The sequence below is a fragment of the uncultured Kordia sp. genome (assembly GCF_947496985.1).
Classification (GTDB): Bacteria; Bacteroidota; Bacteroidia; order Flavobacteriales; family Flavobacteriaceae; genus Kordia.
The window spans coordinates 467890-486723 of record NZ_CANMEZ010000001.1 but is presented as its reverse complement, the minus strand read 5'-3'; the positions used below and the strand labels follow the sequence as shown (position 1 = coordinate 486723).

Sequence of the window (18834 nt, the reverse complement as noted above, 5' to 3'; positions counted from 1 at the left end):
AATTACTCATCAAACAGGCGAAAGTTATTATCAATCTTAATATCAGGAATTCCATTGTATTTTCCTTCTAAATAATCTTTTTCGAAAGAAGCATCTTTACGTACTTTTTTATCGTATAAAGATTCCATATTTGTAACTCCGTACGTATCTTTTTCTGTGATCATGATTTGATCTCTTCTAAAGAGCTTTCTTTTAGGATTGATTAATGCTGGATTGTGTGAAGCAAAAATTAATTGTGCGCCATTCGGATTGTTTTCTTTCGAATTGAACAATTCAATAATTGCTTTGCTTAAATGTGGATGCAATTGTGCGTCAAATTCATCTATAATCAACGTTTTCCCGTGTAATAAGGTGTCAATAATAGGTCCTGAAAGCGCTACATATTTACAAGTTCCTAACGATTCATTTGCAAAAAGATTGAAGTAAATATTATCTACTTCTTCATTATTTTCATCGTAAATAGGGTGTTTTGTACTAACAACCACATTTTCTTCATCGGATTCAAGAATCATTTTCCTAATTTCTTTCGGAACGTTTCCTTTTTCCAGAATTTCCTCTGTGAGTTTAAAACGTTCTACTTTCGTTTCAGTAAATCCTAAACTAGCACCTTTAATAAAATTGTCAATAAATTTCTTCTTAGCAGGATCGTCCATCATATCAATTGTAAAATTAATAGTATAGCGATCTTGCATTCCAGAAATGTATTGCACATTGCTCATGGCTTTCAAAATGGCAATTCCTGTTGGAATATTAAATTGTGCACATACAGAAAGAAATAATGCATTTTTACGTGTAATAGACGTTAGGTTAGTACTTGCTGCATCAAACTTTTTTGTAACCTTTATTTCTTGAAAATCTCTTTCAAATAATAATTGCTCTTTATTTTTAGTAGTAACGTACAACCATTCTTTGTGGATTTCTTCTTCATCTACCAGAAAACCATATCTATATTTAGCGGTATCATGAATAAAAACGAGTTCAAATAAACTAGGTTTTTCAATGGATTCTGTTGACAAACAAAATGGTTGAACTTCAATAGCTTCGTCTGCTTGAGAATCTTTAGAAGAATTCAAAATGAACTTTCGTGCAAAACTAATGGCTTTAAATAAATTACTCTTTCCATTTGCATTGGCTCCATAAATTACCATACTCTTTAACAAGGTTAAGTTTTTTAACGGTGTATCAAAGAGATTGCTATTTCGCAGTTCAGTCAAAGAAGTTGCGGTCAAATCAATAGTGGATCTATTTTTGAACGACAAATAGTTTTCTACTGTGAATTTTACGAGCATTTAGGGTAATTTTTCTTGTTTAACATGACAAATATATGAATTTGTACGATATTTTCGTGTAAAAAGCCAAATTTATTTTGGTTGTACAAAATAAAAATATATATTTGTACGTGTTTTTCTCATAAAGCATTCAATTTTTAGAGAGAAACCTTAAATATTTGAAGATATTTCGTAAATATCGTGTAAAGTAGTTAAAATAGCGTGTGAATCTCATAAACCAAGATATAAATCGCTGATAAACAAGAATAGATGTAACAATAGTGCATCATTGCTTTTTCAAATATATAGATAGATTAAAAAGTTATTTAAAAGAATAAGTTACACTAGAAAAAAAGTTAATGATAAAAAGAGAATTTCCTTTTTACCGACAGTTAGATCAAATGGATTGTGGACCAACATGTTTGCGCATGGTGGCAAAGCATTTTGGTCGCGCATACACAATTGATTTTCTAAGGAAGAAAGCAAATATCACTAGGGAAGGAGTTTCTTTAGGTGGAATTGCAGAAGCTGCCGAAGAAATTGGATTACATACATTGGCAGTAAGTGTCGATTTTAAAACTTTAGTTGATGAAGTTCCATATCCTTGTATTGCGCATTGGAGACAACGCCACTTTGTTGTTGTTTACAAAATAAAAAGAAACACAGTATATGTTGCAGATCCTGCACATGGTTTGGTAAAGTATTCAAAAGAAGACTTTATTAAAGGTTGGATGGGAAGCAACGCAGATCAGGAAAACTCAGAAGGATATTTGTTGTTGTTAGAGCCAACACCTGAGTTTTATGAACTGGAAAAAGAAGAAAAGAAAGAATACGGATTCAAATTCTTATTCTGGTACTTCAAACCATACAAAAAGTATATAGCGCAGTTAATTTTAGGCCTACTGGTCGGGAGTTTACTTCAGTTAATATTTCCCTTCCTGACACAATCCGTCGTCGATTATGGTATTAATTATCAGAATAAAAACTTTGTATTTCTGATATTAATTGCACAGCTAACGCTTTTTATATCGCAAACTACGGTAGAATTGATTCGAGGTTGGATACTACTCCATATGACGAGTCGGATTAACATCAACCTGATTTCCGATTTCTTAATCAAGTTGATGCGATTGCCAATTGCTTTTTTCGATTCTAAGAATACGGGAGATATTATTCAACGTATTTATGATCATAATAGAATTCAAAGTTTTTTATCGTCAACAACATTAAACACACTGTTTTCTGCCTTTAACATGATTATTTTTGGAGCCGTATTAGCCTATTATAACATGCAAATATTTACGGTATTCTTTATCGGTTCGGCATTGTATATTGGTTGGACATTATTGTTCATGAAAAAGAGAGCTGAACTTGATTATAAACGATTTGATCAATCTTCTGACAACCAAAGTAGTTTGTATCAGTTAATTTCTGGAATGCAAGAAATTAAATTGAATGGTTCAGAACGTAGAAGGCGTTGGGAATGGGAAGCAATTCAGGTTCGATTATTCAAAATTTCGATCAAAGGATTAGCACTTTCACAAACACAAAATACAGGTGGACGATTCATTAACGAATTAAAAAATATCATCATTACATTTATCGCGGCAACGTCTGTAATTGACGATCCGTTATTTACACTAGGTATGATGCTTTCAGTTCAATATATCATTGGACAATTAAACTTACCAATTAATAACTTTATCACATTTATTCAGTCTGGACAGGATGCGAAAATCAGTTTAGAACGTTTGTCTGAAATTCATAACAAAGATGATGAGGAAGATCGTTTTGAAGAAAATATCAAGATTCTTCCTGAAGATAAAACGATTAAGTTGACAAATGCAAGTTTCCGTTACGGAGGAAAAAGCTCGCCATTAATTCTTGATAATCTAAATGTTGACATTCCAGAAGGAAAAGTAACTGCAATTGTTGGAGCGAGTGGTAGTGGTAAAACTACGTTGATTAAATTATTATTGAAATTCTATGAATTTAACGAAGGCGCTCTGAATATTGGACCACACAAAATAGGTGATATCAGTACAAAAGTGTGGCGTAAATCCTGTGGATCAGTAATGCAAGATGGTTTCTTATTTGGAGATACAATTGCTAGAAATATTACAGAATCAGATTCAGAAGGAATTATTGATAAACAACGATTGATTCATGCCGTAAAAGTGGCAAACATTGAAGAATTCATTGAAGAGTTACCATCAGGATACAATACAAAAATTGGATCGAGTGGTGTAAATGTTTCTGGAGGACAAAAGCAACGTATTTTAATTGCACGTTCTGTATACAAAGATCCAAAGTACATTTTCTTTGATGAAGCAACAAGTGCATTAGATGCCAACAACGAGAAAGTAATTATGGAAAATCTTCAGGAATTCTATAAGGGAAAAACAGTAGTGGTTGTTGCACACCGTTTGAGTACGGTAAAAAATGCAGATCAGATTATTGTATTAGATAAAGGAAAGATCATTGAACTCGGAAATCATGAAGAGTTAACCGCAAAACGCGGAGCATATTATACATTAGTAAAGAATCAATTAGAGCTAGGAAACTAATATGGCTAAGAAAACAGGAGAAAATAAAAAGGAAGAAAAGAAGGAAGAAAGACGCAAAAAAATCAATGACCTAGATGAAAGATCAGATCAGGTTAAGGAAATATTGGGTCAGGCACCAAATTGGGTTATTCAATGGGGAATATCTGTAGTGTTTATTATTGTGATTATGTTTTTAGTAGGATCAGCATTAATAAGCTATAATGATATCATTCCTGCAAGAGTGACGATTACTTCTGAAAATCCACCAGCGCATTTAACTGCAAAAGCTTCAGGGAAATTGACAAATATATTTGTTGAAGCTGGGCAAAAAGTTGAAGCAGATCAAATATTAGCAGTTATTGAAAATACGGCTGATTTTAAGGATGTACAATTTATAAAAGAGAAAATAGAGAACTTTACACCTGATTTAAGCGACTTTGATTCGTTGAAGTATACATTTCCTTCAAAATTGAAGTTAGGGCAAATACAGGTAGCGTATAATTCGTTTAGAAGAGAGTATCTGTCGTATTTAAATTATAATATTCAAACGCCAGAGAAAAGTCAGGTAATTAATTTACGTTCACAAATCATTACAGCACAAAATCGTCTGAATAATAGAAAAACAGAATTGTTTATTTATGAAACAGAATTAGAAAATGCTAGAATTGATTTTGAATCACAAAAACGATTATACGAGAAAGATGTAATTACACGACAAAGATTCCAGCAAGAAGAAAATAAATATGCTGGAGCAAAACGAAATTACGAAGGATTACAATCGTCTATTAAAAGTGAAGAAAGTTCATTATTGGCGTTGCGAAACAATTTGAAACAAGCAAGTATTGGTGATAAGACTTCATTTTTATCTACAGATCAAAACTTAGAACAAGCGAAGCAAGATTTAGAAAATTTAATATTACAATGGGAACAACAATTTGTGTTAAAGTCACCCATAAAAGGAGAAGTAACCGTTTTTGATATTTGGTCAAAATACCAAAACGTAAATATTGGACAAGATTTGTTTACAGTAATACCAGATAATATTGATGGAATTATTGGACGTGTAACAGTTCCGGTTCAAAACTCAGGAAAAGTAAAAGTTGGGCAAAGTGTAATTATTAAGCTGGATAGTTACCCATACCAAGAAAGTGGAAGTTTATCAGGTGAAATCATAAGTATTTCTGGTGTGCCACAACTAAGCCCGCAAGGTGGTCCGGCTACATATGTTGCGTATTTAAAAGTAGCTTCGTTATTGAGTTCTTTTGAAAAACCAATTGATTTTAAACAAGAAATGGAAGGAACTGCAGAAATTGTAGTGGAAGAGCTAACCGTTATGCAACGAATCTTCTATCAATTAAGAGAAGTATTTAGTAGAAAATAAATTCATGATTATAGTATATATTTTAGTTAAAAAAGAAGCCTCAAACAGTTAGTGTTCGAGGCTTTTTTTATCTTCTAAAAAAATAATTCTTAGCAAGGAAATGCACAAGATAAAATAGCTTGTGTGTTACATGTAGGATCATTAGTTTGACAGTTGTTATTACAGCTTCCATTAGTTCCTCCACCAGGGCAGTTTTCAGATACAACACACCCTGTTAGTGGTCCTGTAAAAATACAGTTTGGAGCAGTAGATGTTCTGTTACCACCATTTACGCTATTAGTATTTAATTCAGCAATTCTTGATTTTGTTAAGCTTAATTTACTTAATCCTAATTTTTGTTTTTTCATGATTTAAATATTTTTTCAGTTAATAAAAAATACAATTAGAAAGACTTTTGGGGAAGACTATAGTTGTTTAACAATCTTCAAAACAAGAAATAAGCTCTAGTCGTGTTTGACAGTTGTTAGATCCACAATTATTGGTGCCGCAATTGTTAGTGCCACCACCACAATGGTTAGCGGTATTACAATTTTCGGTTACATTACAACCATCGTCATAATAACCAGTAGCAAGGCAAAATGGATTTGTGGAGGCGGTATTCCAACCACCAGTTGCATTCAATGTGTTGAGTTCTGCAATTCTTGACTTTGTCAAGTTTAGTTTGTTCAATCCTAATTTTTGTTTTTTCATAATCTAAATTTTTTTAGTTAATAAAAAATACATGATTAGGTATTTTGGAGAATACTATCCTATAAAGATAACGAACAAACTAAATAAATCATATGAAACAAATGTTAAATAACAGAAAAGCCTTCACAATATATGTAAAGGCCTTCAATGTGATTCTATGTTAAAATTAGTTACTAGCTATTTCGAAGGGGTTTTTTATATTACCTCTGGTTCTAACTAGTGTGCCTCCATCATTCGTATGGCTTTGACAAGTATCATCAAGTTTTGTGTCTAAAGTATAAGTAACGGGAAGTGTATCAGGAAGCGTTGGGTATGCTCCAGCTGCTTGTGCAGGCAAAGCTCCAGCTAAAATTTCATGAAGGTTTCCAACTTTAGAGATTTTTATTTTTTTGAGTTTTAAAGGCTTTCTCATGATTTAAATAGTGTTTAGTTAACTTTATAAATATGCAAAAACTTTATTGAAATACCATGATATTGTAGTGATATTTTATAAAACGTCACTTATGTATCTTTTTGATTTTGAAGGCTTTTAATGTAATATGATGGATACATGCCTGTTTGCGCTTTGAATGCTCTGGAGAAGGTTTCCGAACGTTTGAATCCAAATTCTTCAGCAATGGCTTTGATCGTATACGAACGTAATTTGTCATCATTTTTGAGTTTGATCAAGGCTGCATTAATTCGCAATTCAGAAAGGTATGATTTAAACGATTTTTCTTTGTATGTATTGATTACATTTGACAAATAAGATGTATTTGTTTTTACCTTTTTAGCTACATAAGCTAGTGTGCAGTCTTGTCGTAAATACAATTCTTTTTCTTCAAAAGCTTCTAAGGCTTTTAAAATTTGAACCGCATTTTCATCGGTTACTGGATTGGTAGTTTCTTTTACGATAACCGCTGGAATTATTTTTTCTTTAGGTTGTTCAAGCTTTTCAATGGTTAATAATAATTCTTGAAAACTTGTTTTATTTTGCTGCTGTTTTCTCTTAAACCATACAAAAAAGCCAATAAGTGAAAGTAATAATATAGCTGAAGCGCCATATAGATACTTGGTGTATTTTCCCAAGGAATCTATTTCTTCTTCTAATGAAGCAATATCATAATCTTCATGAATTTTATTGATCACTTTCATATTTACACTATCTACTTTTTTATTTAGTTTTGAAAAAAGATCGAAATTAATTTCCGCGTCTTTAGGTTTTCCAATTTTAGTGTAGCACTTGTATAATAATTCATAAGCTTCTATTTGATCAGGAAAAGCAATTTTTCTTTCTGAAACTATTTGATTTGCTTTATTCATAAACTCAATTGCGTCTGCGTATTTTTGCAACTGATAATAACTTTTTCCTAAATAAAAATATGGGGTTACCAATCGGTCTTTATTATTGATACTCAAGAAATACTTTTCAGCTTCTTTTGAAATTGAAATTGCTTTTTCATAATTTTTTAACTGATATTGTATAATAGCATCATTTAGTGTCAGAGTATGGTAAAAACTTGGAAATTCAACTTTAGAACATTTTTGAAGTGCTAAATTATTATAATCTTGTGCTTCTTTGGGTTTTTTAATTCTTAAATAAGTATCAGCAATATTGAATAAAATAATTCTTTCGTACGTATTTTTTTTAGGATTACTATTTTCAATTTGTTTTAATAATTCCCAATTTTCTTGAAATATGGTAATAGCCTGCGAATGATTTTTATTATTTTTTTTGATAAAAGCAATATTTACAGCTACAGTAATTTTATCTAGAATATTATTAGTCAAAAGCGCATATTCTTTTGCAATATCATATTGATTTATAGCTTCAATATCATTATCAGTTTCAGATAAAACATTTCCTTTTAAGTTATAGTTTTTAAAGAGTAGTTCGTTATCGTTTAAATTTTTAGCAATAAGAATAGATTTCTCGGCACCATCTAAAGCTTCATCGTATACAGGTATTAAGCTATTCGCATTAGCGATATAATATGTTGACCAACCTATTTCATTTTTATTGTTTTTTTCTTTAGCTAATTTATTAGCAGCAAGTGCATATTCTTTAGCTTTTTTGGAATCTTTGAATAACACATCATTGTAGAATTGTATCAACTCCTCATACGATTTCCCTTGTAATGAATCGGTTTGTGCATGTAATTGTACGGCAAAGCAAAACAGAATGATATAGATAGAGAAACGAATTCGGGGAAAAATAGATGTATAGGTCTGATACATAAATGGTGAATTTCTGTCTGTAAATTAATACAAGTATAACAGTTTTTCAGTCAGGAAAAAAATAAGTTCGTTAAAAGCTATTTTTACTTTGATTACAATGATTATCATAAAAAAAGTCTAGCATATGGCTAGACTTTTTTTAGTACGCTATGTCAAGAAAACTATTTACTCTTGTCTTTATTTTTGTTCTTGTTTTTATTCATGTGCTTTTTACGCGCAATCATAGATTTGTAGTAACGATATAGGAAATCGTAGCAAACCATTTCATGAATACGGTTTTTAGATTTGAATAATCTATTCATTAACATGTGTAAGTAACTTCCCATAAGGTCGTTAAGTGGCATCATCAATGTTTCATCATCTCTGTGTTTTAAAATAGCAGCTGCAATATCTTTGATACCTTCTTCTTTTTCTTTTAAAACATCAAGAATTGGTTCATAGTCTGGATTTTCTTCTGCGGTAAACACCATAAATTCCTCAATCTTTTTACGTTCGGCTCGGAATTTATCATCTAATTGCTTTTTTAATGGACGTCCCATTCCAAATTCGTTTCCGAATCCAGTTTTTAAACGATCCATTATTTCTAGCTTTTCATCATCATTGTAGCCATAGCTTGTTAAGTGCGAATCCATTGCTCGGATAGAGAATAACCAACGCAATTCTTCACCTTCATCGCCTTCAATCATATCTACGAAGTCAACAATCATTTTACTATCGTGGTAAAATAATTCTTCTCCTAACACCATGGTGTTCATTCCGTAACGTTCTATTTCTCGTTGATATGTATCAATTTGAATTTTATAAATTAAATCTTGATCTATAAATTCTTTAAACTTTGGATACAATCCATTAATAATCATTCCAACATGTTCCGGTTTTGTATAGTGAAAACGAACTCTTACATGATGCTTTGGATCGGCATATCGTATAAAAAACCATTTATCAATAATTCCGTGTTCAATTAGCTGTTCTGCTATAGGCTTTATGATCTCCGTTAGCACAGCATCTGAAGTTTTTGGTCCTGTATAAATTTTATAATACAGCCAACTATCTCCTAAAATAAAATTTCTTTGTATTTCGTTATTCATTGCTCTGCTTACTTTGAGTTAATTTTTTTTCGTTATAAAATGAAATTACTACTTGGTTTGTGTAGTATTCTTTACCTTCTTTTACGACTCCGCTTTCACTGAAAAGGAATTCGGTTAGTTTGAATGAACCTCGTTTGCTAACGGTATTCAATAACATGCGTACAGAAGTAAGATTTGCAAAGTTTACAAGCAATTCATTGTCTCCATCTGCCAACATTACGTATTGAGGAATTTTAAGACTTTCTCTCAATGTTTTAATTTCGGCAGTTAATTTATCATTGTCATTTTTACTTTTTAATAAAGGTTCAATATGACTTTTCTTTAAGTTCCATGTTGCATCATGAAGGATTAAATTTTTAAATTCTACACGTGGTAAAAAGTCAAAATCTCCTGAAAATGGTCCTAATCCGAAACCAACTCCACTTCTAATTCCTTGTGTTTGCATATCTGCTAAGAAGTGATAGATAGGAAGTGAGTTTGCAGAGTAGTTGTGTGCGTTTGTTAAATGCGGAACCACTTCTTTGTTATATTTTTTAGAACGTAATAATACTTTGCTATGATTTTTTACAGAAACCATTAAGTCATCAATAGGAAGTTGATCTTCTTCTTCTTTAATTGATTTTGCTAAGTATGGAATTTCATATTTACGTAAGTCTGGACGCATTAAAATGTTTCCAACACGCGATTCAGGTAAATGCACAATTTCGGCTAAGATTTTATCTTTATTCATCTCAGCTTCCATGTCTGCCATTTCTTGTGTGTAATCAAATAACTCTTGATCACCATGACAAAAACGTCCTAGTAAGTTTGCCGCACTGGATCCACCACCACCGCTAAACTTAATTTTATGTCCACCATCTTCTCCGTCTAAAATTTCAATCATGCATGACATTGTATCTGGAAGATCGTCCCAATTTAGATCGTAATCTTTAAAATCGTCTTCGGATAATGTAATTACATAATCATTATTTTTAAACGCGTCAATAAGTTTTTTTTGCATAAAACCATTAAGAGAAGACCAACGGACTTCCATCATAGGATGTTTGGCTTGTCTTCCAGGAATCATGATATTGTCTACTAACGGATTCACATCTCCAGCACCTTGATCTTGTTTGTATCCAATTCCGATTTCAACATCTAATGCTGTCGAAAGTGGAACTTCACGTTCTTCAAATCGTTCATGAAAAGCATCTCTAAACTTTGTAAGTGTAGTTGTATTTTGTGGAAATGTCATTCTGTTTAATAATGCATATCCTTTTTGAATATCATCAACAACAGATTGGCTCAGCGTATTTTTTGTGTTTTGTAAAACCATGTCTGTTTGGAACATGAATTTTAATTCAAAATCTGTTTCTAGTTGCTGTAAAAACTCACTTAACTCTAAGTATACTTTTGGATTATTTCCTATAGATTGATCAATTTGATTGATTCGTTTGTCAGCTTCTTTTAGTGCTTTTAAGATATCTTCTACACCTTGTAAGCGTTCTAATACAGAACAAATTTGATCTAAGAATTCTGGACCGGAAACCGAAGGTTCTAATTCACTAATTAGTAACTGACTTGATACTAGCTCTTCAATGAATTCCGTAGCTTCTTCAATGGTAATTTCATCATCAACTAAAAGTCCAGCAAGTTGAGATAGAGAAGCACCGTGTGAAGCTTTTTCTAATACAACTGCTAAGTATTCCGTATCATCAACGGCTACAATGTGGTGATGTCTTCTACTATTGAAATATTTGTATTCTATGTAACGTAATTGCGGTCCGGCTTTGTAAATACTTGAATTTGGAAAGAATAAAAGTTGTTCTCTAATTTTTTTATTCGTTACCAAATCTTGCGAAAGCGCTACCAAATAGTTCATATCTAGTCGTGTATGACGCTTATTTTGTGCAGAACCTTTTAGCTGAATGTCAGTTTCTTCGCCAAATTCTCCTACCGAACATCCTGCAAATAGTCCAAAAGGCGTACATCTTGACGACATTCTGGAGATATATTTTAGAATAGAATAACGTAGTTTTTCTTCTTTCTTTTGATCTTCCTTTTCTCCTCCAAGCCATCTGTTCATTTCTTCAAACAATGATGGTGAAGCTAAGAATAATGCTTCTCTAACCACAGGGTTTTCGCAAACGGTTCTGAAATCTTCCTCTGAAATTTCAGTATTCGCGGTCAATTCTTGATAGGAAGAGAATGAGAAAAGCGGTGTTCGTAATATATATTTTGAAAAATTCTTGTATGGATTTTTACTCATCTGTTTTTAGCTTATCATTAAACATTCATCCCAATTTGTATCGTAGTCTGCTAAGTAATCTAGGATTGAAAGTCCAATTCCAGCAATTCCTTCTAATAGTGAAGTTTCTGGCTCCCAGCTTTTATCAACACCTTTCCACTGTTTGTACCCAGCGTATCCGTCTTCGTGAATTCCTCTATCAATTCCATCTTGAATCCAGAATTCAAAGGCATCTTTAAATACTTGATCACCAGTTTCTTTGTGCATTCTTAAGAACATTTGCGCATTTCCATAAGAACCGTGACAAAGTCCAGCATCTCTCACCATGCTATCTTCTTGTGCGGTACGAGCAGCCGAATGTTTTAGTACTTCTAGTGCCGTTTCTCCAAGTTCTTTATCGTTTAGTGTTTTGGAAGCGTACCAAAAACGCATAGCAACTCCTAAATCACCGTAGCACCATGCCAAACGACTTTGTCCATTTTGATCTTCTTCTTTACCAGTTATCCAACTTGGGAATATTGAGAATGGATCTTCTTTTTTTGTTTTATGACTTAAGATGTATTTAACTGCCGCTTTTAGCATTGGCTCTGCTCTTTCTTTGAAAACGTCTTGTTCGTGTAATTTTGTTAAGATTCCAACAATACTTGACATTCCGTGCGATAAACTTAGGTTGTACCCTCGTTCTTTTGTCTCTATACTTAATTCAGATTCCCACTTCAGCATGTCATCACCTTCTTTTTCAGACAATCCTTCTAATAAATCTAAGAATTCATTAATAATCCCTTTGTATTTATTTTTCAGTTCATCCGATTTTGTATTTCGGTAACGATTTAAGAAGTAGAAAGCATACCCAATGGCACCATGAAGGAAATCGTAATTTCCATTTTTCATATCGGTTACCATGAACGTGTGAATGTATTGGTCTAATTCTGGAAGCAAATCATCATTGTCAGCATCCATGAATTCTTCTTGTTCCAAATGATCTAAAACCCAACCTGCTCCCGCAATACCTGTACAGAATGTAGGATAACTGTACCCTTCATTGATTTTGTCAATACAATCTGTAAGCATTTCTACACCTACATCTGCATGATCATCAATATCTAGATATTTTGAATAGTAAAACTGAAATAAAGAGATACCAGCAAGTCCAGCAAGTACTCCTATTTGTGTTTCTTCAGCACGTTTTGATTTAATAATTTGGTCAATTTCTTTTAACTTTTTTTCTAATAGCTCTTTATTCATAATTTTATAAGTAATTCGAGTTTTGGTCTACTTCAAATTAAAGGCTTTTTTTGGTGTATTACAAGTGTATCACGGACTATAAGTGCCAAAAACGCAAATAAGTCGTCGAAATTTATAAAAATGAGGAGAATTTTAGATTTATTTTAACTTTTTGAGCAGTTTTTGCGCTTTTTCGTAATTGTAATAATTGGGGTTTTGAACCAAAATTTCTAGTGTTTGTTTCGCGTTTTCAGTATCATTTTGTTTTAAATATAACAGCGTTGTATACCAATATGCTTTATGGTGATCAATAGCATCACTATTTTTTAAAAAGTCAAATGTTTGTATGGCTTCAGAATACTGTTGAAGTTCTAATTGCGATACACCAATATACAAAGCAACTTTAGGACTATATTCATGTTTGGTAGTGTATGATTTGAATACTGTAAGTGCTTCATTATATTTCTCTTCTTTAAACAAGGCTCGTGCTAAAGGTAATGAGTTGATACTGTCACTTTTAGTTTGGAATGTAGGTAATGTACTCCAATCATGATATTGTTCAAAAGCATCAGTTGCTGATAACGATTGCATAAATGTAAAATAAAACAACGTGAACATTGCTGCAATGGCAATTACTGAAGATATATAATAAAAATATGTTTTCTTTCTTGGAGATTTTTCTTTGCGGTTTTCTTGTTGAATAGCACGAATTTTTTTGGAAATATCGACTACATCGTCCGCTCTGAATTGCTGTGCAAGTTCCTTTACTTCTTCTATGGAAGCTGTAGTTTTTACAGCCCATTTTTCTTCATTGTAAACACCTTCTAGCGTTTTGTAAGTTTCTAAAAAAGAGGCTAGTTCGGCATCATTTTGCAGCAATGCTTCAAAGGCTTTTTTTTCTGCTTCATCCATTTGATTGTTCAAATATGACGCAATTTGGACATAAGTTTGATCGTCAAAACTCATAATTTCTTTATTTGGGAAAACTTAGTGTCTTCCTTAATTAGCTTGGTTAATTTTGCTTTGCATTTAAAAACACGTTGTCTGGCAACTACTTTTGATGCGTATGAAAATGTTTTTACGATTTCATCATACGGAGTACCATTAAACAATAGTGTTAGTACCTTTCTACAATTTTCTGAAAGCAATTGAAATTTTTCAATATAGAGCTCCCATTTTTCTTGCTCAAGCAATGCATAGGCATTTTCTGTTTCTTCGTTCTTCAGTTCAGCAACTTTGGTTTTTGTTACCCGTTTTTTATTTAATTCTCTTCTCCAAAGATTTTTGCAGGTAGTAAAAAGATAAGCTTCAAACGAAGATTTGATAACTAATTCCCTGTTTTTCAGGCGTACAAATAGTTGAATCAATGCATTGTGAAAAATATCTTCTGCATCTGTACTATTCCCCTTGTTTTGGATAACAAAGGTTCTAACTTTTGAAAAAAACTGATTATAAATCTCTTTTAATATTGTTTCGTCTCCAGAACGAAGTCCTTCAATAAAATAAGTATCATTTGACATAAAAAAAGGGTTCACGAAAATGCTGTTCTAAAATTAGTGAAATAAATCGGGTAACAAAATTTCTTACGCTGAACTATGTCATAAGTTGACTTATTTATTAGGTGGAATCCGAAAAACCTAGAACCAAAACAGAGTAGGAAATAACCAAACTAATTATATTTTAACTATGAAAAAAAGTATTTTACTTATTTTAATGTTGTTTGGAGTTATTGTCAATGTACAAGCACAATTCTGTGATAACTTCAATCAAAATCAACCTGGAGCTATTCAAATGAATGGTGTTCAGCCTGGCGGCACATCTAATACTGTTCCAAATTTATTGGACAATTGGGGTTCTCGTTGTGGAGATTTACAATATGATAACGTAGGAAGTCAAAATGGCGCTAATGATGTTTTCTTACGTGCCTTTGATAGAGGTTGTAGTGATGGCAGTAGCTGGATGTTTAACAGTACCGATTATAATGGTAACTGGATTCAGTTTATAAATGGTGGCGCAAATTGTTTCTGTTATGATTTTAGAATGTTTAATGGAGGTGGAGGAACCACTTCTACATCATTAAGAATCTACAATGGAGCTGATCCTTTTACATCTACGCTAAGAGCGCGATTTCAATTAAATCAATTAATAACAGTTCAAGACGGTTGGCAAACTATTTGTGCGCCAGTTGGACTTGTGGATGCCAATGGAAATCCACCAGCAAATGCTGTAGGAACATGGATCATGGAAATCGGTACTGACTGGGATGCATTAATACAAAATATAGGCGGAATAGCGTACGTATTAGACATAACAAGTTCTCCAACAGAAGTATATGGATTTGATAATATTTGTATTGGAGCCTGTACAGGAACAGGTTGTACACTAACAAGTCAAGTGTCAAATATTGTGTGCTATGATCAAGGAACTACTGATCCAAGTGATGATACATGGACTTTTGACCTCACAGTAAATAACCCAGATGGAACAGGTACTACTTGGAATGCTACAACTCCAAATGCAGATTCTGGAGGTTATGGAAATACAACGACCATTGACATGGGGAATATTTCTAATCTCTCAGGAACATTTAATTTCCTAGTAGCTGATGATGGAGATCCGAGTTGTTCTACACAAGTAGCTGTACAAGTACCCGAACCATGTTCGCCACCTTGTGATTTAGATTATACATTTACTATTGGTGAATGTGATGATAATGGAACACCATCCGATTATTCAGATGATTTCTATTATGTAACAGTAACCGTTACCGGAACTAATGGATTGTCATGGATGGCGAAACAAAAGTTAGAAAGCAATGGTGTAGAAAACGTACTAGACAATGTTACTGGAGACGTTACAGATTACCAACTTGGCCCAATTGATGTTAGTGATGGTGATTGGACACTATGGATTGGTCTTACAGATTATTCTGACTGTTTAAAAGATGAATTTATCAATGTTCCTAATTGCTGTAATGATGAACCATATATTATTCCTCATTGGAATCATCCTGATTGCCCAGAAGTAGTATGTATAGCTGATCAGTGGCCAGTACATGTGTTAAGTAGTGATGGATCTACAATAGAAAATGGATTTGGAGTTACGGTGGTTTGGGATAATTTAGATACACCAACAAACGAAAATGATATTCAAGATTTTATCTATGTATCAGCAGAAGAAAATTGGCAAGCTACGATTACCTATCCAAATGGATGTGAATACGTAGTTACCTATTACGAAGATTGTTGTGATGAAGATATTTATATAAAAGTAATAGAATGTCCTTCAACTAGTCAATTACAAGCATACCAAGCAGTACTTAAAACGGAAATGGAAGCTGCTATGGCAAATCGATCTGCCGCTACAAAAAGTGTGTCACAAGCTCAACAAGCTCAAATTCAAGGAGAATTAGATAAATTAAGTGCCTATATGGAAGCGCTTGCTAAAAGTGATGGCGACGGTTGTGATCCTTGTGAACTAGAATATATATTTATTCAATTGGTAGATGCTAACGGAGATCCAATAGATATAAATGATTATGATTCATTTAGTTGGGATCACAATGGTTCACAAGCAACGAATGTTCTCGTTGATTTACCTATGGAAAATGGACCAATTTGTTTCACAGCAACAAACACAGAATATGGAAAAGTATGTACATATCAAGATTGTTTCTTCTACGAATGTGAAGAAGAATGTTTATGTGATGACTTAGTTCTTGGAGATTTAAATGTAAATCAAGTAAGTGATTGTCTTTACTCTATTTCGGCTAGTTCAATTGTAAATTGTTCATCTGACCAAATTGCAGATGAAGAATATTCATTTACGATTAACGGAGGAGCACCAATAACATCTAGTGGTAACGGAATTTATCATACGTTTACAGCAAATGGAACTTATGATATTACAATGAGTTGGACAGTTACTGATATTGAAGGTTGTGAAACTACAGTATCTATTTCTGATACAGTAAAAATTGATTGTGTAGAAGATCCTTGTGAACCAGCAACTGATTTAGAATTCAATTGTAGAAGAGCTGGTATGAGTTGGACAGGGAATCCTGCGTTAACATATATTGTTGAAGTAACTTGGGATGATCCAGACTGCTGCCGTTCTAAATACCCGCCAACAGCAACACGTTGGGAAGTAACAGGAACATCAACGCAATTACCTTTTATCAAAAAATCTGATTGCTTTAGTTGGAAAGTAGGGATAAAATGTGAAGGAGAAATTCTATGGTCAAGATCACAATGTATTTATTGCTATGGAGATGGAAAACCTACAAAACCACATGAGGAACCATCGGATGTGAAAACTTCTGCGAAGATATCACCAAACCCGAATGACGGTAATATGAATATCGAAATTTCAGGAGAAGACAAAACAGATTTTACAATAAAAGTATATCGTTTTGATGGAATCCTAATTAAGTCTTTCGATACTAATCGTATTGAAAATCAAAATACTACCATATCTTGGAATGGAAAATCAGTATTAACACCAGGAATGTACTTCTTTGTGATTACTACCGATTCAGAAACCATTACGAAGAAAGTTATTATAGAATAAAAGTAAAATAATGCAAGAGAATTCCAGTCAATTTCGATTGGCTGGAATTTTTATTATACCTAAACCATTATTACACACTTAGTATTAATTTAAACTTTAAAAAATTATGAAAAAAGTATTAGTATGCTGTATTGCCCTATTATGTATCATCTTATATGGTTGTCAAACAGAAACACTACAAATTGACGAAACAGCAACAACAGAAAAAACAACAAAAGATTTAGAAACAGCACAAAAAGGATTTGGATATAATACTTCGGCCTCACAAGGTAATGAACTTGTTATATTATACCCAGAAGGAACAACAGAAGCAGATAAGCAGGCATTGAGAAATGATTTTAATGTTGAACAGTATAAAAGATGTGAATGTGCCGATCCATACTTAGAGCTCTGGATTTTTAGTAAAGGAGAAGCCGCTGGTGGAGGCTTAGAACAGAAAAAAGAATCAGCCGGAGCAAGAGAAGAAATAGAAGGAGCAGAATACAATACAAATATTAAAATTCAAGAAGATATATTTATAGATTTCGCAGGTATTGTTGGTACAGATGTAGGTTTAACAAAACGTGTAACTACAAATCAAGGTGTAACTATTGCTGTGTTAGATACAGGAATCATGTATGATTATCCTGGTTTTACAACACCATTTTTATACAACAGTGATCAAGATGCCTGTGTTAATAATGGTGAAAGTGAATTATTTGGCTGGAACTTTGTAGAAGATAATAACAACCCTTACGATAATCATTATGGACGACATGGAACTATTGTAACAGAGTTAATCAAGTCTAAAATGGATCCAACAAATGTAAACTATCAAATACTCCCTGTAAAAGTAGCTAACAGGTTTGGAGATATCCGAAACTTTGATGCCTTATGTGGTTTTAAATATGCGGCAAGTAAACCAGATGTCAGTATAATTAATATGAGTTTTGGTTGGTATAGTGAAGAACGTGAGCTATTGAAACAATTTATTGATGAAGTAGAAAATGAAATTCTTGTGGTAACTTCAGCCGGGAATAGTGGTGTAAATACAGATAATACTTCTCACTATCCATCTTCATATGACTCAGAAAACATTATAGCTGTAGCTGGTTTGGGATATGGTAATTCATCTTCAGGAAATAACCCTTATTCACCTTCATCAGTAGTAAGTGCTTTTAATCCTGCAAATGGTAACAATAATTCACTATTAGCAAGTTTTTCCAATAGAGGACAAGTAACCGTAGATATTGCAGCACCAGGAGAACATATTCCATTTGCATATAATAATGAAGTAATTTATATTGATGGAACTTCTTTTTCAGCAGCGTTTGTTACAGGATTTATGGGGTCACTATTTGAACCAGATATGACTGCGTCTACAATGAAAGCAACATTATTGTCAGATTGTATTTACAATCCAAACTTATACGAGATAAAGTATGCAAAGCATATTCCTCATTAGTATATAGTTTAAATTAGGTTTAGGTAATCTTGCATTTAGACTATTCAAAAGAGGAGTGTAACAACTCCTCTTTTACTTATTTTCATCCCAAGCCATCCTTTAATTTTACAGTAGTTTTGTTATTACTACCATTAATTTTAGCTGTGACTTATTGGAGTTACTTTAAATTATTTGAGCTGA

14 protein-coding genes are annotated in these 18834 nt (G+C 32.7%); 4 read left to right on the top strand and 10 right to left on the bottom strand.

The window, feature by feature from the left end; translation table 11 throughout:
• Positions 1 to 2: 2 nt before the first annotated feature.
• Complete coding sequence (locus tag Q0828_RS02385) at positions 3 to 1289, bottom strand: ATP-binding protein (protein WP_298417362.1); 1287 nt, start codon at positions 1287 to 1289, stop codon at positions 3 to 5.
• Positions 1290 to 1627: 338 nt separating this feature from the next.
• Between Q0828_RS02385 and Q0828_RS02380 the strand changes: the two genes are divergently transcribed.
• Both Q0828_RS02380 and Q0828_RS02375 read left to right on the top strand, forming a co-directional pair.
• On the top strand, positions 1628 to 3835 hold the full coding sequence (locus Q0828_RS02380; protein WP_298417361.1) for a peptidase domain-containing ABC transporter: 2208 nt from the start codon (positions 1628 to 1630) through the stop codon (positions 3833 to 3835).
• A gap of 1 nt (position 3836) precedes the next feature.
• Positions 3837 to 5195, top strand: a complete 1359-nt coding sequence (locus Q0828_RS02375; protein WP_298417359.1) for an HlyD family efflux transporter periplasmic adaptor subunit — start codon at positions 3837 to 3839, stop codon at positions 5193 to 5195.
• A gap of 89 nt (positions 5196 to 5284) precedes the next feature.
• Here the strand turns inward: Q0828_RS02375 and Q0828_RS02370 are convergent, their stop codons facing one another.
• From Q0828_RS02370 to Q0828_RS02330, 9 genes are all read right to left on the bottom strand, one after another.
• Positions 5285 to 5542 carry a hypothetical protein gene (locus tag Q0828_RS02370; protein ID WP_298417357.1) on the bottom strand — a complete coding sequence of 86 codons (258 nt, stop codon included), beginning with the start codon at positions 5540 to 5542 and terminating at the stop codon, positions 5285 to 5287.
• A 67-nt stretch (positions 5543 to 5609) separates the two neighbouring features.
• The gene (locus Q0828_RS02365) at positions 5610 to 5885 is read right to left on the bottom strand and encodes a hypothetical protein (protein ID WP_298417356.1); all 276 of its coding nucleotides are present in this window, start codon (positions 5883 to 5885) and stop codon (positions 5610 to 5612) included.
• A 166-nt stretch (positions 5886 to 6051) separates the two neighbouring features.
• Positions 6052 to 6297, bottom strand: a complete 246-nt coding sequence (locus Q0828_RS02360; protein ID WP_298417354.1) for a hypothetical protein — start codon at positions 6295 to 6297, stop codon at positions 6052 to 6054.
• Between the two features lie 89 nt (positions 6298 to 6386).
• Positions 6387 to 8102 (bottom strand): helix-turn-helix domain-containing protein, encoded by a 1716-nt coding sequence (locus tag Q0828_RS02355; RefSeq protein ID WP_298417352.1) that lies wholly within the window; start codon positions 8100 to 8102, stop codon positions 6387 to 6389.
• A gap of 161 nt (positions 8103 to 8263) precedes the next feature.
• Positions 8264 to 9190, bottom strand: coding sequence for a thiopeptide-type bacteriocin biosynthesis protein (locus Q0828_RS02350; protein WP_298417350.1), 927 nt, complete (start codon positions 9188 to 9190; stop codon positions 8264 to 8266).
• The gene (locus Q0828_RS02345) at positions 9183 to 11438 is read right to left on the bottom strand and encodes a lantibiotic dehydratase family protein (RefSeq protein WP_298417349.1); all 2256 of its coding nucleotides are present in this window, start codon (positions 11436 to 11438) and stop codon (positions 9183 to 9185) included. The genes Q0828_RS02350 and Q0828_RS02345 overlap by 8 nt, the downstream gene beginning before the upstream one ends.
• 6 nt (positions 11439 to 11444) lie before the next feature.
• Positions 11445 to 12662, bottom strand: coding sequence for a lanthionine synthetase C family protein (locus tag Q0828_RS02340; RefSeq protein WP_298417347.1), 1218 nt, complete (start codon positions 12660 to 12662; stop codon positions 11445 to 11447).
• Positions 12663 to 12800: 138 nt separating this feature from the next.
• Positions 12801 to 13607, bottom strand: a complete 807-nt coding sequence (locus Q0828_RS02335; RefSeq protein ID WP_298417346.1) for a tetratricopeptide repeat protein — start codon at positions 13605 to 13607, stop codon at positions 12801 to 12803.
• Entirely contained in the window at positions 13604 to 14161 is a 558-nt protein-coding gene (locus tag Q0828_RS02330; protein ID WP_298417345.1) for an RNA polymerase sigma factor, read from the bottom strand. The genes Q0828_RS02335 and Q0828_RS02330 overlap by 4 nt, the downstream gene beginning before the upstream one ends.
• Before the next feature lie 166 nt (positions 14162 to 14327).
• Between Q0828_RS02330 and Q0828_RS02325 the strand changes: the two genes are divergently transcribed.
• Both Q0828_RS02325 and Q0828_RS02320 read left to right on the top strand, forming a co-directional pair.
• A complete protein-coding gene (locus Q0828_RS02325) occupies positions 14328 to 17210 on the top strand; it encodes a T9SS type A sorting domain-containing protein (protein ID WP_298417343.1) in 2883 nt (960 codons plus the stop codon).
• 106 nt (positions 17211 to 17316) lie between these two features.
• Positions 17317 to 18654 (top strand): S8 family serine peptidase, encoded by a 1338-nt coding sequence (locus tag Q0828_RS02320; RefSeq protein WP_298417341.1) that lies wholly within the window; start codon positions 17317 to 17319, stop codon positions 18652 to 18654.
• Positions 18655 to 18834: the final 180 nt, after the last annotated feature.

Bases quoted from the DNA above. Each gene is read 5' to 3' on its own strand.
- Q0828_RS02355 (WP_298417352.1), bottom strand. From the start codon at position 8,102: ATGTATCAGACCTATACATCTATTTTTCCCCGAATTCGTTTCTCTATC.
- Q0828_RS02360 (WP_298417354.1), bottom strand. From the start codon at position 6,297: ATGAGAAAGCCTTTAAAACTCAAAAAAATAAAAATCTCTAAAGTTGGA.
- Q0828_RS02325 (WP_298417343.1), top strand. From the start codon at position 14,328: ATGAAAAAAAGTATTTTACTTATTTTAATGTTGTTTGGAGTTATTGTC.
- Q0828_RS02335 (WP_298417346.1), bottom strand. From the start codon at position 13,607: ATGAGTTTTGACGATCAAACTTATGTCCAAATTGCGTCATATTTGAAC.
- Q0828_RS02340 (WP_298417347.1), bottom strand. From the start codon at position 12,662: ATGAATAAAGAGCTATTAGAAAAAAAGTTAAAAGAAATTGACCAAATT.
- Q0828_RS02330 (WP_298417345.1), bottom strand. From the start codon at position 14,161: ATGTCAAATGATACTTATTTTATTGAAGGACTTCGTTCTGGAGACGAA.
- Q0828_RS02345 (WP_298417349.1), bottom strand. From the start codon at position 11,438: ATGAGTAAAAATCCATACAAGAATTTTTCAAAATATATATTACGAACA.
- Q0828_RS02385 (WP_298417362.1), bottom strand. From the start codon at position 1,289: ATGCTCGTAAAATTCACAGTAGAAAACTATTTGTCGTTCAAAAATAGA.
- Q0828_RS02370 (WP_298417357.1), bottom strand. From the start codon at position 5,542: ATGAAAAAACAAAAATTAGGATTAAGTAAATTAAGCTTAACAAAATCA.
- Q0828_RS02380 (WP_298417361.1), top strand. From the start codon at position 1,628: ATGATAAAAAGAGAATTTCCTTTTTACCGACAGTTAGATCAAATGGAT.
- Q0828_RS02365 (WP_298417356.1), bottom strand. From the start codon at position 5,885: ATGAAAAAACAAAAATTAGGATTGAACAAACTAAACTTGACAAAGTCA.
- Q0828_RS02320 (WP_298417341.1), top strand. From the start codon at position 17,317: ATGAAAAAAGTATTAGTATGCTGTATTGCCCTATTATGTATCATCTTA.
- Q0828_RS02375 (WP_298417359.1), top strand. From the start codon at position 3,837: ATGGCTAAGAAAACAGGAGAAAATAAAAAGGAAGAAAAGAAGGAAGAA.
- Q0828_RS02350 (WP_298417350.1), bottom strand. From the start codon at position 9,190: ATGAATAACGAAATACAAAGAAATTTTATTTTAGGAGATAGTTGGCTG.